This window comes from Streptomyces sp. NPDC104814, from assembly GCF_055583185.1.
In genome coordinates, this window is sequence record NZ_JBVJOL010000011.1 from 176,078 (window position 1) to 190,508 (window position 14,431).

The 14,431-nt window shown below is 74.1% G+C and carries 13 protein-coding genes; 7 read left to right on the top strand and 6 right to left on the bottom strand.

The window, feature by feature from the left end:
* Window positions 1-606 precede the first annotated feature (606 nt).
* Window positions 607-2,289: an FAD-dependent oxidoreductase gene (locus tag ACZ64A_RS30810; protein WP_469815043.1), complete on the bottom strand. Its 1,683-nt coding sequence runs from the start codon at window positions 2,287-2,289 to the stop codon at window positions 607-609.
* 218 nt (window positions 2,290-2,507) lie between these two features.
* On the opposite strand from ACZ64A_RS30810, the gene ACZ64A_RS30815 reads away from it, so the two are divergent.
* From ACZ64A_RS30815 to ACZ64A_RS30845, 7 genes are all read left to right on the top strand, one after another.
* Window positions 2,508-3,638 carry a SchA/CurD-like domain-containing protein gene (locus ACZ64A_RS30815; protein ID WP_469815045.1) on the top strand — a complete coding sequence of 377 codons (1,131 nt, stop codon included), beginning with the start codon at window positions 2,508-2,510 and terminating at the stop codon, window positions 3,636-3,638.
* 92 nt (window positions 3,639-3,730) lie between these two features.
* The gene (locus tag ACZ64A_RS30820; protein WP_469815046.1) at window positions 3,731-4,138 is read left to right on the top strand and encodes a cupin domain-containing protein; all 408 of its coding nucleotides are present in this window, start codon (window positions 3,731-3,733) and stop codon (window positions 4,136-4,138) included.
* Window positions 4,135-5,403: a beta-ketoacyl-[acyl-carrier-protein] synthase family protein gene (locus ACZ64A_RS30825; protein WP_469815048.1), complete on the top strand. Its 1,269-nt coding sequence runs from the start codon at window positions 4,135-4,137 to the stop codon at window positions 5,401-5,403. Before ACZ64A_RS30820 ends, ACZ64A_RS30825 begins: the two co-directional genes overlap by 4 nt.
* On the top strand, window positions 5,400-6,632 hold the full coding sequence (locus ACZ64A_RS30830) for a ketosynthase chain-length factor (protein ID WP_469815049.1): 1,233 nt from the start codon (window positions 5,400-5,402) through the stop codon (window positions 6,630-6,632). Before ACZ64A_RS30825 ends, ACZ64A_RS30830 begins: the two co-directional genes overlap by 4 nt.
* A 34-nt stretch (window positions 6,633-6,666) precedes the next feature.
* Window positions 6,667-6,948 carry an acyl carrier protein gene (locus ACZ64A_RS30835; protein WP_469815050.1) on the top strand — a complete coding sequence of 94 codons (282 nt, stop codon included), beginning with the start codon at window positions 6,667-6,669 and terminating at the stop codon, window positions 6,946-6,948.
* A gap of 1 nt (window position 6,949) precedes the next feature.
* Window positions 6,950-7,435 (top strand): SRPBCC family protein, encoded by a 486-nt coding sequence (locus ACZ64A_RS30840; RefSeq protein WP_469815051.1) that lies wholly within the window; start codon window positions 6,950-6,952, stop codon window positions 7,433-7,435.
* A 12-nt stretch (window positions 7,436-7,447) separates the two neighbouring features.
* Entirely contained in the window at window positions 7,448-7,780 is a 333-nt protein-coding gene (locus tag ACZ64A_RS30845) for a TcmI family type II polyketide cyclase (protein WP_469815053.1), read from the top strand.
* Between the two features lie 39 nt (window positions 7,781-7,819).
* On the opposite strand, the gene sigJ is transcribed toward ACZ64A_RS30845, so the two are convergent.
* From sigJ to ACZ64A_RS30870, 5 genes are all read right to left on the bottom strand, one after another.
* Window positions 7,820-8,620, bottom strand: a complete 801-nt coding sequence (sigJ, locus tag ACZ64A_RS30850) for an RNA polymerase sigma factor SigJ (RefSeq protein ID WP_469815137.1) — start codon at window positions 8,618-8,620, stop codon at window positions 7,820-7,822.
* A gap of 195 nt (window positions 8,621-8,815) precedes the next feature.
* Complete coding sequence (locus tag ACZ64A_RS30855; protein WP_469815054.1) at window positions 8,816-10,006, bottom strand: NAD(P)/FAD-dependent oxidoreductase; 1,191 nt, start codon at window positions 10,004-10,006, stop codon at window positions 8,816-8,818.
* Window positions 10,007-10,341: 335 nt separating this feature from the next.
* Window positions 10,342-12,654, bottom strand: a complete 2,313-nt coding sequence (locus tag ACZ64A_RS30860) for an ATP-binding protein (RefSeq protein ID WP_469815055.1) — start codon at window positions 12,652-12,654, stop codon at window positions 10,342-10,344.
* 181 nt (window positions 12,655-12,835) lie between these two features.
* The gene (locus tag ACZ64A_RS30865; RefSeq protein WP_469815056.1) at window positions 12,836-13,498 is read right to left on the bottom strand and encodes a DUF6445 family protein; all 663 of its coding nucleotides are present in this window, start codon (window positions 13,496-13,498) and stop codon (window positions 12,836-12,838) included.
* Between the two features lie 115 nt (window positions 13,499-13,613).
* Complete coding sequence (locus ACZ64A_RS30870; protein ID WP_469815058.1) at window positions 13,614-14,333, bottom strand: Ig-like domain-containing protein; 720 nt, start codon at window positions 14,331-14,333, stop codon at window positions 13,614-13,616.
* Window positions 14,334-14,431 lie beyond the last annotated feature (98 nt).

Below are 14,431 nucleotides of genomic sequence, written 5' to 3' on the forward strand. Positions count from 1 at the left end.
GACGACCCCCTCGTGGTGCTCCTGCGGTCCCCCACCGGGCACCTGCCCCCACCCCCGGGCCACTACCGCCGGCTGCGCCGCGCGGCGCGCACACGCCGGCTGCTCCGCGCGGCGGCGACGACGGCGGTGTGCTGCGCGGCGGCGACGCTGCTCGCACTCCCCCTGCACCGGGGCACGCCCCAGCCCCCCGTACGGCCTGCGGCCCCGCCCCGGGCAACCACCCCACCACCCCACACGTCGGCATCCCCCACGTCGGCATCCCCCACCCCGCTGCCGTCGGCGTCCCCGTCGTCACCCCCGTCAGCAACGCCGACAACGGCCCCGACGCCGTAACGCCTGCGGCAGCACCCGGCCCGGAAGGAGCGTCGGCGGGTGCGGGTACGTCGTGGCCGGTCGCGCAGTTCCCCGCGCCCCTGGGTGACCACGGTGACCGACCGCCCTGGACGGACCGCCCGCCCCGGCCCCGACCCACAACGCAGCGGAGGCGGGACCGCAACCGCCCACCGGTCGGAAACGGGCCGCCGCAGGCACCAAAAGGGCCGCGGGGAACGGCGCGACCAGCCACAACGAAACCCGCAGACGACGCCGCACCCCGTAGACGAGTGATCAGGTCCGCAGCGACAGCACCCTCCCCAGCACTCCCCTCAGCTCCCGCTCCGCGTCCTGCACCGCATGCGCCGTCCGCCACGCCACGAACCCGTCCGGCCGCACCAGCACCGCACCTCCCGCAGCGACCCCGTGCAGATCCGACCACGACACAGAAGGCTCCGGCACGAGATCCCCGCCCGCCCCCACCCGATGCGGCCGCAACGGCACACGCAGCTCGTCGGCCAGCCGCAGCGCCGCGTCGTACCAGGCCCGCCCCGCCACCGCATCGCACAGCAGCACCAGCGACGTCTCGTACAGATCCAGCGTCGACACCCGCGCGTCGCCCTCGCCGGAGCCCTCCCGCCGCCGCACCCACAGATGCGGCGCACGACTGCCCGGCGCCCCGGACAGCTCGAGCCGGTCGGGCACCACGGGCCCACCGGCATCGGCCCCGACGACCGCACCACCCGGGTAGCGGTACCCGAGCGCCACATCGAGGATCCCCCCGGGCCGCCGCCCCCCGCCTCCCCCGCCCCCGCCGGCCCCGGCGGCCGGCGCGAACCCGGGATGCTCGTGCTCCACCGACCGCACCGCTGCCCGCGCACTCGTCGCCTCGGCCACCGGCCGCCGTTCGGCGTCGTAGCTGTCGAGGAGCCCGTCCCCGGCCCACCCCCCGAGCACCGCCGCGAGTTTCCACGCGAGGTTGTGCGCGTCCTGGATCCCGGTGTTGGACCCGAACGCCCCCGTCGGTGACATCTCGTGCGCGGAGTCCCCGGCGAGGAAGACCCGCCCGGACCGGTAGGCCGTCGCGACCCGCTGGGCGGCGTGCCAGGGCGCCCGCCCGGTGATCTCCACGTCGAGGTCGTCGACACCCACCGCGCGCCGGATGTGCGCGATGCACCGCTCGTCGGTGAACTCCTCGACCGTTTCCCCGCGTTCGGGGTGCCAGGGCGCGTGGAACACCCAGTTCTCCCGGTTGTCCACGGGCAGCAGCGCCCCGTCGGCGTCGGGGGACGTCAGGTAGCACACGATGAACCGCCGGTCCCCGACCACCTCCGCCAGTGCGCGCGAGCGGAACGTGACGCTGATGTTGTGGAACAGGTCGCCGGGCCCGCTGTGCCCGATGCCGAGCTGCTCACGCACGGGGCTGCGCGGCCCGTCGGCGGCGACGAGGTAGTCCGCCCGCACCTTCAGGTGCTCGCCGGTCTCCCGGCTCTTGGCCACGGCCGTCACGCCGTCGCCGTCCACCTCGAAGGACATCAGCTCGGTGGAGAAGCGCAGATCACCGCCGAGCGCCACGGCGTGGTCGAGCAGTACCGGCTCGAGGTCGTTCTGGCTGCACAGGCACCACCCGGTGGGGCTGAAGCGGGCCAGCCCGCCGCCCGGGTCGATCTCCTTGAACAGCCACTCCCCGGCGTCCCCGACGAGCGTCGGCGTCTGCAGGATGCCGTGGTTGTCGGCGAGTGTGGCCGCGGCCCGGTGGATGTCCCCCTCGACGCCCGCGACGCGGAACAGTTCCATCGTCCGGACGTTGTTGCCGCGCCCACGCGGGTGAATGGACGTACCGGCATGCCGCTCCACGAGCGTGTGCCGTACCCCCAGACGGCCCAGGAACACGGATGTCGACAGTCCCACCAGGGACCCTCCGACGATCAGGACAGGAACCCGGTGCACGGCCTCCTGACCGGCCTGTTGCTTCATCGCTTCGCCTCCAGCGCATCGATCCCACGGGTTCACATCCATGCCCCCAACCGCCGTCGGCGGCTCACGCTTCACCCGCTCACCCCGCCCGGATCGCGCGCTCGTGCGGCTCGGCTCAGGATCGTCCCTACGTGGCCGCGGAGGCCGCCCCGGGCGACCCCCACCCACCACCCACCGCGGAAAACGAAAACTCCCCACCCGAAGAAGAGGTGTGCAGGATGACGGTCTCCCCCGCCGTGTCGACGGTCCCGGACCGCGTCGCCACGGACGCGTTCGACGGGTCCCGGGTGCGGGTCGTGCTCATGGTGGACATCCACGACGGAACCCAGCAGGAGTTCCTGACCGCCTACGAGCGCATGTGCGCGCAGGTGGCCTCCGTACCGGGACACATCAGCGACCAGCTGTGCCAGTCCCTGGAGAACCCCACCCAGTGGCTCATCACCAGCGAGTGGGAGAGCGCCGAGCCCTTCCTCGCCTGGGTCAACAGCGACCAGCACCTGGACATGGTCGAGCCGATGAGCGGCTGCGTGCGCGACACCCGTTCCCTGCGCTACACCGTGCTGCGCGAGACGTTCGGCAGCGCCGACGCCCTTCCCACGGGCGGTCTGCAGCCGGCCCCGCGCACCGGCGGCAACGTCGTCCGGCACGCCCTGACCTTCACGGTCACCCCGGGCAGCGAGGCCGTCGTCGCCGAGCTGCTGTCCCACTACGCCTCGCCGCAGCCCCGGGTGGACGACACCACCCGGCTGCTGCGCACGTCCCTGTTCCTGCACGGCAACCGGGTGGTGCGCGCGGTCGAGGTCCGCGGCGACCTGCAGGCGGCGCTGCGGCACGTGTCGCGCCAGCCGGAGGTGCGGGCCGTCGAGGAGGCCATCAACCCCTATCTGGAGCAGGACCGCGACCTGAAGGACCCCAAGTCGGCGCGGGCCTTCTTCACCCGGGCCGCGCTGCCCGCCGTACACCATGTGGACGCCGTCACCCCGGGCGCCGACGTGGAACGGGTGGCCCTGCTCTACTACGCCCGCCCGGGGGCCGGTCCGGCGCTGGCCCGGCTGCTGGCACGGCAGGACGCGGCGGCCGCCGGCGTCCCGCGGACCCCGGTGACGTCCTGCACCGTCTTCCACCGCGACGACCTCGTGGTGCGCCTGGTCGACGTGGCCGGCGATCCGCAGGACACCCCCGGGGACGTCCTGGCCCTGGCCGACGCCGAGGCGCGCGCCGCGGCCGCCGAGCTGCTGGACGGCGACGCCCTCGGCCTCGACGTCCCGCTGACGGACGAGCGGGCGCTGCCCCGCCTCCTGGCCCGGGCCCGGATGCGGCCGCTCACGGACCGCACGGCGGCCTCCTGACCCGCGCGGCGGCGGCCCTGGCGGCCGTACGTCCTCGCCGCGCGTATTTCCCGACTCACCCCGAACCCTCTTCCCTCCCGGAGTGAAACGTCATGACGCAACAGCAGGCACGCATCGTCGACCTCGGTTCGATCGCCCCCAACCGCCGGCGCGGCGGTGACGTCCGCGCGCTTCTGACGCCGACGACCGCGGGCTCGACCAGCGGCTTCATGGGCGTGGCCATCGTGCAGCCCGGGGAGCGCATCGCCGAGCACTACCACCCGTACTCCGAGGAGTTCGTCTTCGTCACGCAGGGCGTGTTCGAGGTGGACCTGGACGGCGAGCCGCAGCACCTGCGCACCGAGCAGGGGCTGCTGATCCCGCCGCACGTGCGGCACCGCTTCCGCAACGTCGGGGACACCGAGGCGCGGATCGTCTTCCACCTCGGCCCGCTGGCGCCGCGCCCGGACATGGGGCACGTCGACACGGAGGACGCCGAACCGGCCGGGGCGGTGTCATGAACCGGCGCGTCGCGGTCACCGGCATAGGCGTCGTCGCACCCGGCGGCATCGGCGTCCCCGCCTTCTGGGACCTGCTCTCCAGTGGCCGTACGGCCACCCGCAGGATCTCCCTGTTCGACCCGGAGGGCCTGCGCTCGCAGATGGCCGCCGAGTGCGACTTCGACCCCGCGGCGCACGGGCTGGACCTCGCGACCGTCCAGCGCTGCGACCGGTACATACAGTTCGCCCTGGTCGCGGCCGCCGAGGCGGTCCGGGACGCGGGCCTGGACACGGCGGTCGAGGACCCGTGGCGGATGGGTGCCTTCCTCGGCACCGCGGTCGGCGGCACCACCCGGCTGGAGCACGACTACGTGCTGGTCAGCGAGCGCGGCGCCCGCTGGGACGTGGACCACACGAAGGCCGGCCCGGACCTGCACCGCGCGTACTCACCGAGCACCCTCGCCGCGGCCGTGGCGGAGGAGTTCGGGGCGCGTGGCGTCGTGCAGACCGTCTCCACGGGCTGCACCTCGGGTCTGGACGCGGTCGGCTACGCCGCGCAGGCGGTCGCCGAGGGCCGCGCGGACGTGGTCATCGCGGGTGCGTCGGACTCGCCCATTTCCCCGATCACCATGGCGTGCTTCGACGCGATCAAGGCGACCTCGCCCAGCAACGACGACCCCGAGCACGCCTCCCGCCCCTTCGACGCCCGCCGCAACGGGTTCGTGATGGGCGAGGGCGGCGCGGTCCTGGTGCTGGAGGACCTGGAGCACGCCCGGGCCCGGGGCGCGGAGATCTACTGCGAGCTGGCGGGCTACGCCACGTACGGCAACGCCTACCACATGACCGGTCTGACCAAGGAGGGCCTGGAGATGGCGCGGGCCATCGACGACGCCCTCGGTCAGGCCCGGCTGGACCCGACGGCCGTGCACTACGTCAACGCGCACGGCTCGGGCACCCAGCAGAACGACCGGCACGAGACCGCCGCGGTCAAACGCGCCCTGGGTGCGCACGCCTTCGACACCCCGATGAGCTCCATCAAGTCGATGGTGGGTCACTCGCTCGGCGCGATCGGCTCCATCGAGCTGGTGGCGTGCGTGCTGGCGATGGCCCACCAGGTGGTGCCGCCGACCGCGAACTACGAGGTGCCGGACCCCGAGTGCGACCTGGACTACGTGCCGCGCACCGCGCGGGAACGGCAGCTGTCCACGGTGCTGTCGGTGGGCAGCGGGTTCGGCGGGTTCCAGTCGGCGGTCGTGCTGACAGGACCGGTAAGGAGACTGCGATGAGCGGACCGGATACCCGGCGGGCCGTCGTCACCGGGCTGGGTGTGGTGGCGCCGCAGGGCGTCGGCGTGGAGACGTACTGGAAGGCGGTGGCCGACGGCCGCGGCTTCCTCGGCCCGATCACCCGGGAGGGCTGCACGCATCTGCCGCTGAAGGTGGGCGGCGAGGTGCGGGAGTTCGACCCGGCGGCGCTGATCGAGGCGACGTACCTGGTCCAGACGGACCGGTTCACGCACCACGCGATGGCCGCGGCCCAACTGGCCCTGGACGACGCCCGGCTGGCGCCTGCCGACCTCGACTCGCCGTACGCGGTGGGCGTGGTGACGGCGGCGGGCTCCGGCGGCGGCGAGTTCGGCCAGCGGGAGCTGCAGAAACTGTGGGGTGACGGTCCCAAGCACGTCGGGCCGTACCAGTCGATCGCCTGGTTCTACGCCGCCAGCACCGGCCAGACCTCCATCCGCGGCGGGTTCAAGGGCCCGTGCGGCGTGGTGTGCGCGGACGAGCCGGGCGGCCTGGACGCGCTGGCGCACGCGGCCCGTGCGATCGGCCGGGGCACCGACGCGGTGGTGGCCGGCGCCACGGAGGCGCCGCTCGCGCCGTACTCGATGGTGTGCCAGCTCGGCTATCCCGAGCTGAGCACCAGCGACGACCCCGAGCGCGCGTACCGCCCGTTCACCTCGGGCGCGTGCGGTTTCGTGCCCGGTGAGGGCGGCGCGATGTTCGTCCTGGAGGACGAGCGGGCGGCGCGCGAGCGGGGCGCGGAGGCACGGGCGACGGTGGCCGGTCACGCGGCGACCTTCACCGGGGCCTCCCGCTGGGCCGACTCCCGGGAGGGGCTGGCCCGCGCGATCACCGGGGCGCTGGAGCAGGCGGGGTGCCGTCCACAGGATGTGGACGTCGTCTTCGCCGACGCGCTCGGGGTGCCCGAGGCGGACGAGGCGGAGGTCCTCGCCCTCGCCGACGCGCTCGGGCCGCACGCCCGGAAGGTGCCGGTGACCGCGCCGAAGACCGGCGGGGGCCGCGCGCACTGCGCGGCGGCGGTGCTGGACGTGGCGACGGCGGTGCTCGCGATGGAGCACGGCCTGATCCCGCCCACGCCGAACGTCTTCGACCCCTGCCACGAGCTGGACCTGGTGACCGGCCGGGCCCGGACCGCCGAGGTCCGTACGGCCCTGGTCGTCAGCCGGGGCCTGATGGGCAACAACGCGGCGCTCGTCCTGCGCGCGCCGTGACCATCCACGCGAGCCACGAGAGAGGGAACAGCACATGACCGACCAACTGGACCACCGGCTGACCGCCCGCGTCACCTACGCCGACCTGGCCGAGCTGATGAAGCGGACGGCCGGCGTCAGCGTCGAGCCGCAGGAGCTGGAGCGGCAGTCCGCCTCGGGCTTCGACAGCTTCGGGCTGGACTCGCTGGGCCTGCTCGGCATCGTCGCCGAGCTGGAGAAGCGGCACGGCGCCGGCCTGCCGGAGAACGCGGAGAAGTGCAAGACGCCGGCCGAGTTCCTCGCGCTGGTGAACGACGCCCTGACGAGCGGAGCCTGACATGACCGACGGCCACACCGAGAACGAGATCACCATCGCCGCCCCGCTCGACCTGGTCTGGGACATGACCAACGACCTGGAGAACTGGCCGGACCTGTTCAGCGAGTACGCCTCCGTCGACGTTCTCGACCGCAAGGGCGACACGGTCACCTTCCGGCTCACCATGCACCCCGACGAGCAGGGCAAGGTGTGGAGCTGGGTGTCGGAGCGCACGGCCGACCGGGCGAGCCGCACGGTGCGCGCGCACCGCGTGGAGACCGGGCCCTTCCAGTACATGAACATCCGCTGGGAGTACCGCGAGACGTCCGAGGGTGTGCGGATGCGCTGGATCCAGGACTTCGCGATGAAGCCCGAGGCGCCGGTCGACGACGCGGGCATGACCGCGATGATCAACCGCAACTCGAAGACGCAGATGGCGCTGATCCGGGACCGCATCGAGCAGGCGGCCGGCGACGAGCGCCGCGAGCCGGCGCTGGCCACGGACTGAAGGGGCGCACCGATGCACCACACCCTGATCGTCGCCCGGATGAAGCCCGGTTCGGAGAACGACATCGCGCAGGTCTTCGCCGACTCCGACCGGGGCGAGCTGCCGCACCTGGTGGGCGTCAGCCGGCGCAGCCTGTTCCAGTTCAACGACATCTACCTGCACCTCATCGAGGCGGAGCAGGACCCGTCCCCGGCGATCGCCCGCCTGGTCGACCACCCGGAGTTCCGTGACGTCAGCGAACGTCTGACGCCGTTCGTCTCCGCGTACGACCCGGCGACCTGGCGCAGCCCCAAGGACGCGATGGCCCACCGCTTCTACCACTGGGACGCGGCCACGGTCCGCTGACCGCGGCCCCCGCCCGGGCCCGGCCGACCACGGCCGGGCTCAGCCGCGCACCCCGGCGAGTTTGTCCGGGTTCACCTGCAGCCGCAGGCTGCGGATACGGCCGTCCACCACGTCGTACGTCAGCGCGCCGACCGGCGTGCCGCCCAGCATCATGAGCAGGCCGAGCTCGCCGTTGATCTCGGCGCGCTCCATGACCACGCCCCGGGTCTGCGGCTTGGCGAGGACGCCCAGGATCCAGCGGCCCACGTGGTCGGAGCCGTACAGCGGACGCCGGGCCGCGGTGACCCTGCCGCCGCCGTCGGACCAGCACGTGACGTCCGGGGCGAGGAGTTCCAGCACCGCGTTCAGGTCACCGCCCCCGCACGCCTCGATGAAGCGGCTGGTGACCTCCGCGCGGCGGCCGGCGTCGGTGTCGTAGCGGGGGCGGCGGGCGCGCACGTGCTCACGGGCGCGGTGGGCGATCTGCCGGACCGCCGGTTCGGGGCGGTCGAGGGTCTCGGCGATCTCGGCGTGGCTGTACCCGAAGACCTCGCGCAGCACGAACACCGCCCGCTCGACCGGCGTCAGGGTTTCCAGGACCACCAGCATGGCCGTCGACACGCTGTCCGCCATCTCCGTCTCCTCAGCGGCGTCGGGGGAGGTCAGCAGCGGCTCCGGCAGCCAGGGGCCCACGTACTTCTCGCGCTGCGCCCGGGCCGAGGTGAGCCGGTTCAGGGCGAGGTTGGTGACCGTGCGGACCAGATACGCCCGCGGGTCGCGCACGCCGGAGCGGTCCGCGCGGTGCCAGCTCAGCCAGGCGTCCTGGAGCACGTCCTCGGCGTCCGCGACACTGCCGAGCATCCGGTAGGCGGTGGCGAACAGCAGCCGGCGGTGCGCGAGGTAGGGATCCTGCCGGTCTCCGGTGTCCCGGCGGTCCTGCCGGTCCGGCTCGCCCTGGCGGTCCTGCCGGTCCGGCTCGTCCTGGCGGTCCTGCCGGTCCGGCTCGTCCCGCCGGTGCTGCCCGGTCGTCGGTTCCGTCATCGTTTCCGCTTCCCCTCACCGCGTCGCCCGGCCGCCCCGGGACAGGGCCAGGTTCACATCGACCCGCTTGACGAGCCGGTACGCCGGCAGCGGGCTCGCGCTGACCGTCTCCTTGTACAGCACGGCGGCCCGGCCCCCGAGGTACGCCCGGCGGGGGGTGTCGTCGGGGTGGGTGAACTGGATGACGGCGTCGCGCCGGCCGAGGCTCACCGGCTGGTGCACATAGCCGAAGCGGAACGGCTCGACCGGCTTGCCCCGCAGCCGGCGGGCGATCGTGTCGGCGGCGTACTGGGCGGTGGGCATCCCGCTCTGGCAGGTGCCGTGCAGCGGTCCCCACGGCATGCGCACGGCGGCCGCGTCCCCGACGGCGTACACCTCGGGGTGGGACACGGATCGCAGGGTGCGGTCCGTGACCACGCGGCCGGTGTCGTCCACCTCGATCCCGGCGTCGGTGGCCAGACGCGGCGCGCGCACGCCGGTCGTCCACAGGCACACGTCGGCCGGCGCCACCTCGCCGGTCGCCAGTTCGACGCCGTCGGGCAGCACCTTGGTGACCGCGGCGCCGGTGCGGGTGCGCACCCCGAGCCGGTGCAGCGCGCGGTGCAGATGGGCGCGGGCCCGTTCGCCCATCAGGGCGCCCGGCTCGCCCGTGCTGATCAGCGTCACCGTCAGCTCCGGGTACGTCTCCGCGATCTCCGTCGCCGCCTCCACGCCGGTCAGCCCGGCGCCGCACACGGCCACCGTGCCGCCGCCGGCCGCCGCGAGCGTGCGCAGCCGGCCGGCCAGGGCGAGCGCCGCGTCCCTGCCGTTCAGGGTGTGCGCGTGGGCGTCCGCGCCGGGCACCCGCCCGGTGTCGGGCGCGCTGCCGAGGGCGTAGACGAGCGTGTCGTACGGCAGCACCGCCGCACCCTCGTCGACGGTCACCGTGCGAGTCGCGGCGTCCAGCGCGGTGACCGTGCCCTGCACGAAGGCGACGCCGGTGTCGGCGAGCAGGTCCGGGATGCGGTGGTCGGCCAGCTCCTGACCGGCGGCCAGCTGGTGCAGCCGCAGCCGTTCGGTGAAGCGGTCCGAGGGGTTCACCAGGGTGATGCGGACGCCCCTGGCGCGGCGGGTGCGGCGGGCCAGGCGGAGGGCCGCCAGCATGCCGGTGTAGCCGGCGCCGAGGACGACGATGCGGTGCTCTGCGTACTGATCCTGATGCGTCATGGTCCCTCCCGGGTCCGGGCCACCCATGCGGTGACGCCCAGGGGACAAGGGACGGGGAACTGATGTGACAGGTACCGGAAGTGACGCCCGTCACACACGGCGGGGCTGCCCCGCCGACCAGGGGCAGCCCCGCTGCAGCCGCCGGGGGGAGGTACCGCGCCGGATGCCTGCCATGACAGCCGTGGGGGATCCGACCACTGTCGGCACCCGGGCGCTCCGTCCCCGCGGCGGCTGCCCCCAGGCTGCCGTGCCCGCCGGGCACCGCGCACCACGACCGGGGAAGCTCCGTATACCTACTCCCGCCAGGTCCCACCCGGCCCGGCCCCACCCCCTACCTAGGTACCCGGGCCGGTCACCGTCGTGATCTCCGTGCGGGAGGTGACGCGCAGCTTGGCCAGGATGTGCTCGACATGGGCGTCGACGGTCCGCTTGGAGATGACCAGCCGCTCGGCGATCTCCCGGTTCGACAGCCCCCGCGCGACCAGCGCGGCGACCTCCCGCTCGCGCCGGGTGAGCGCGTCCGCCGCCCGTCCCTCGACCGGCTCCCGGGGCCGCGGCGGCCGCCGTACGCCGTCCCCGGGCTCCGGCTCGTCGGCACCCGCGCGTACCGCCTCCAGCACCTGCCGCCCCGACATCCGCGCCCCGGCGTCCCGCAGCCGCCCGAACTCCTCCGCGCCCAGCGCCGCCCGCACCGCCCGCTGCACCGCCTCCTGCTCCTGCAGCAGCCGCGGCAGCATCGCCACCGGGTCGCCGCCCAGACGCCGCGCGTGCTCGGCGTACCCGAGCAGCCGGCATGCGCGCGCGTGCCGGCCGCGCCGGGCCTCGTACCAGGCGAGCCCCAGACAGGCCAGGGCCGCCACCAGCACCTCGCCCATCTCCGCGGCCGCCTGAAGGGACTGCTCGAAGCACACCGCGCTGTCGTCGTGGTCCCCGGCGAGCGACAGGATCAGCCCCTGTACCGCCAGCGTGGAGGCGTAGATCTGCCGCTCCCCGGTGCCCTCGAGATACGCCAGCCCCGTCGCGCACAGCTCCAGCGCACCCATCGTGTCGCCGAGCACGGCCCGCAGCAGGGCGCCCTCGTAGTGCACGACCCCGATACCGAGCGCGTCACCGGCGGCGACGATCCGCTGCCGGGCCCGCTCCAGATCCGCCAGCCCCTCCTCGACCCTGCCGCCGAGCGCGGTCATCGCCCCCAGATACGCCTCGGCGAACAGCTCCACCCGTCGCTCCCCGGCCCGCCGCGCCACCGCGTGGGCCTCCGGGAAACGCTCCAGGGCGGTGTCCAGGTCGGCCGTCCACACCCCGAACACCCCGGTCATGAACAGCCCCCAGGCCCGCTCGGGGCAGTCCCGCGGGGTCAGCTCCAGCGCCTTGTCGATCCAGTACCGCCCCTCCGACAAGGTGCCCGCGGCCCGCCAGTACGGCCCGAGCCGGGCGGCCAGCCACAGCGCCCGCGGCGCCCTCGCGGGGCTCGCGCAGCCGTACTCCAGGGCGGCCCGCACATCAGCGGCCTCCCGCCGTACCGCGCGGTGCAGGGCGACCTGGGACGGCCCGACGAACTCGTCCCAGAAGCGGCCCACGAGCCGCTCGCAGCGCCCGAAGTGCCGCTCCAGGACCACCTCGTGCTCGTCGGCCAGGGACAGCCGGCCCCGCCCGTACTCACGGATCGTGTCCAGCAGCCGGTAACGGGCCGCGCCGCCGTCCTCGTCGACGCGCTGCACGACCGACTTGTCGACCAGGGCGACCAGCGCCTCGACGACCCGCTCGGCGGGCAGGCCGCCCCCGGCGCAGACCTCCTCGGCCGCCGCCAGGTCGAAGGGCCCCGCGAACACGGAGAGCCGGGCCCACAGCAGCCGTTCCGGCGGGGTGCACAGCTCGTGGGACCAGTCGATGGCGGTACGCAGGGTCTGGTGCCGGGTGAGCGCGGTGCGCCGGCCCCCGGTGAGGACCTCGAAGCGGCGGTCGAGCCGGGCGACCAGCTCCGCGAGCGGCAGCGCGCGCAGCCTGACCGCCGCCAGCTCCAGGGCGAGCGGAATGCCGTCGAGCCGGTCGACCAGGGCGAGCGTGCGCTCCCGGTCCGCGTCGGTGACGCCCTGCCCCGCGGTGACGGTGGCGGCCCGCTGCAGGAACAGCTCCACCGCGTCCTCGCGGGGCAGCGGGGCCAGCGTCAGACAGTGCTCACCGGGCACGTCCAGCGGCTGCCGGCTGGTGGCGAGCACGCTCAGCCCGGGCGCCTCGCGCAGCAGGATGTCGCAGAGCGTCGCGCACGCGTCGAGCAGATGCTCACAGGTGTCCAGGACGACCAGCATCCGCCGGCCGCGCAGATGCTCCACGACCGCGTCCAGCGCGCTCATGCCGGACTGCTCGGGCAGCTCCAGCACCCCGGCGAGCGTCGCCGGGACCAGCTCGGCGTCGTGCAGCGCCGACAGCTCGACCAGCCGCACCCCGTCCGCGTACCGTGCGGCCGCCTCCCCGGCCGCCCGCAGCGCCGTACGGCTCTTGCCGACACCGGCGGGCCCGGCCAGCGTGACGAGCCGCGCCTGGGCCAACGCCTCGCGCAGCACGACGAGTTCCCGTGCGCGTCCCACGAAACCGGTGACCTCGGCCGGGAGTTGTCCGCCGCGCCGCTGACCGAATCCGAATCCCATACGACCCCCGTGCGGTCCTGCTGCCGGAACTCGTCACAGCGTAGGGATGCGGAGGCACGGCGTTGCCTTCACACGTCCGTACACCGCCCGGTCGGAGGACGCACGGTGCCTAGGTGTCACCCGCAGCGGTGATGCCGCCCGTACAACCGTCCGAGGGGTGAGCCGGCGACCGGAGTGGACGTCAGGCCATCCAGAAGAACACCGCCGTCATGCGCTTCTCCTCCAGCGCGACGCCGTGGTAACCGGTCGCGCTGTGCACGAGGTTGGCGTGATAGAGCAGCAGCCGGTTGTACCGGTGCGGAACGGTCACGTCCTCCTCGAAGGCGTCCGGTGCGACGAACCGGGTCCCGAGGGCCTGGACGAGATTGGTGTGCGGCGCCTGCACGACGTTGCCGCCGAGCCGCCCCCCGGGCAGGGACTGGCGGTAGAAGGCGGTTCCGCAGCCCTTGGGCACCGACGGGTTGAGGTACAGCACGGCCGCGTACCGGCACAGTGCCCGGGAGTCGGTGTGCGGCCGGGGCTCGCTCTCGCCCTCTCCCACGACCTGCACACAGTTGTGGTTGAGGGTGCCGCCGCCCGGCGCCTGCTGTACCCACAGCTCCTTCGCCCCGGTCGCCCTGCGCACGAGCTTCTCGACGGCCGCCAGCTCGTCGGGTTCCAGACCGGGCATGGTGCGCAGCCCGGGCCAGCTCTCGGAGGTGTACGGATAGCCCTTGACCCAGTCGTCCCGGCCCAGCACGCGCTCGCGCACCGCGTCGGGGTCGGGCAGGACGTCGTCGAAGACCCAGTAGTCGCGCCCCTTGGTGGGCTTGCGATACGGCAGGACGGGCAGCGGCACGGACATGCGGCCGAATGTAGGGGCGGCCCGGCTATGGACTCTCCCGGGGAAGGGTCAACACTCCCGGAGGAAAGGTCAACCTTTCACCAACTCATCTGCGGTGCTGCGCCGTTACCGCCCCTTACGTCACGGTGATGCGGATCTGCTCGCTCGCCGCGCCGACCCCGTTGAAGGTGGCCGTGGCCTGGAGCCGCCCGGCGCCCGCCGGCAGGTCGGCCGCGGGGACGCACGACCAGGTGCCGTCGGCGGCGGCGGTCGTGGAGCACACCTCGTTCTCGTCCTGGTCGCGGACGGTGACCTGGGCGCCCGGGTAGGCGGTCCCGGCGGTCCGCGGCCGCGGCCCGAGCGGCACACCGGCCAGCGGCTGGGTCAGCGTCGGCTCGGGCAGCCCCACCGTCACGGAGCAGGCCCCCTCGTCCCGGCGGCCGCCGTCCGCGTCCGTGACGACCATCGCGCACGCGCTCAGCCGGGTCCCCGGCACGGCGTCCGCGGGAACGGAGAGCACGAACGGGAACGTCCGGCCGGACCACGGACCGGCCGCGGCGGTACCGGTGAACGTGTAGCTGCCGGTGCCGCCGTCGGAGGCGACGGCACCCCGGTACCCGCCGTCGGCCAGCGGCGTACCGGTCACCGCGGCGGGCTCCGCCACGGTGAGCGTCAGCCGGGACCCGGCGCCCAGCGCGGGACCGCCGTAGCCGGAGACCTCCAGCAGCCCCTGCCGGCCGGGAACGATGGTCACCGAGCCCCACAGCTCGCGTTCCTGCGCGCCGGCGGGCGACTGGACGAGGACGGTCAAAGCGAGAGCTGCGCAGCAGCCCAGCGAAGCGAGGGGGCGTCTCATGGTGGCGCGATCTCCCTGAACGAACGGGTGTCGACCCCCCACGCCGATTCTCGGTCCCCTGCGCGTCACGCGCCGCGCCGGTGCGCCCATGCGAGTGA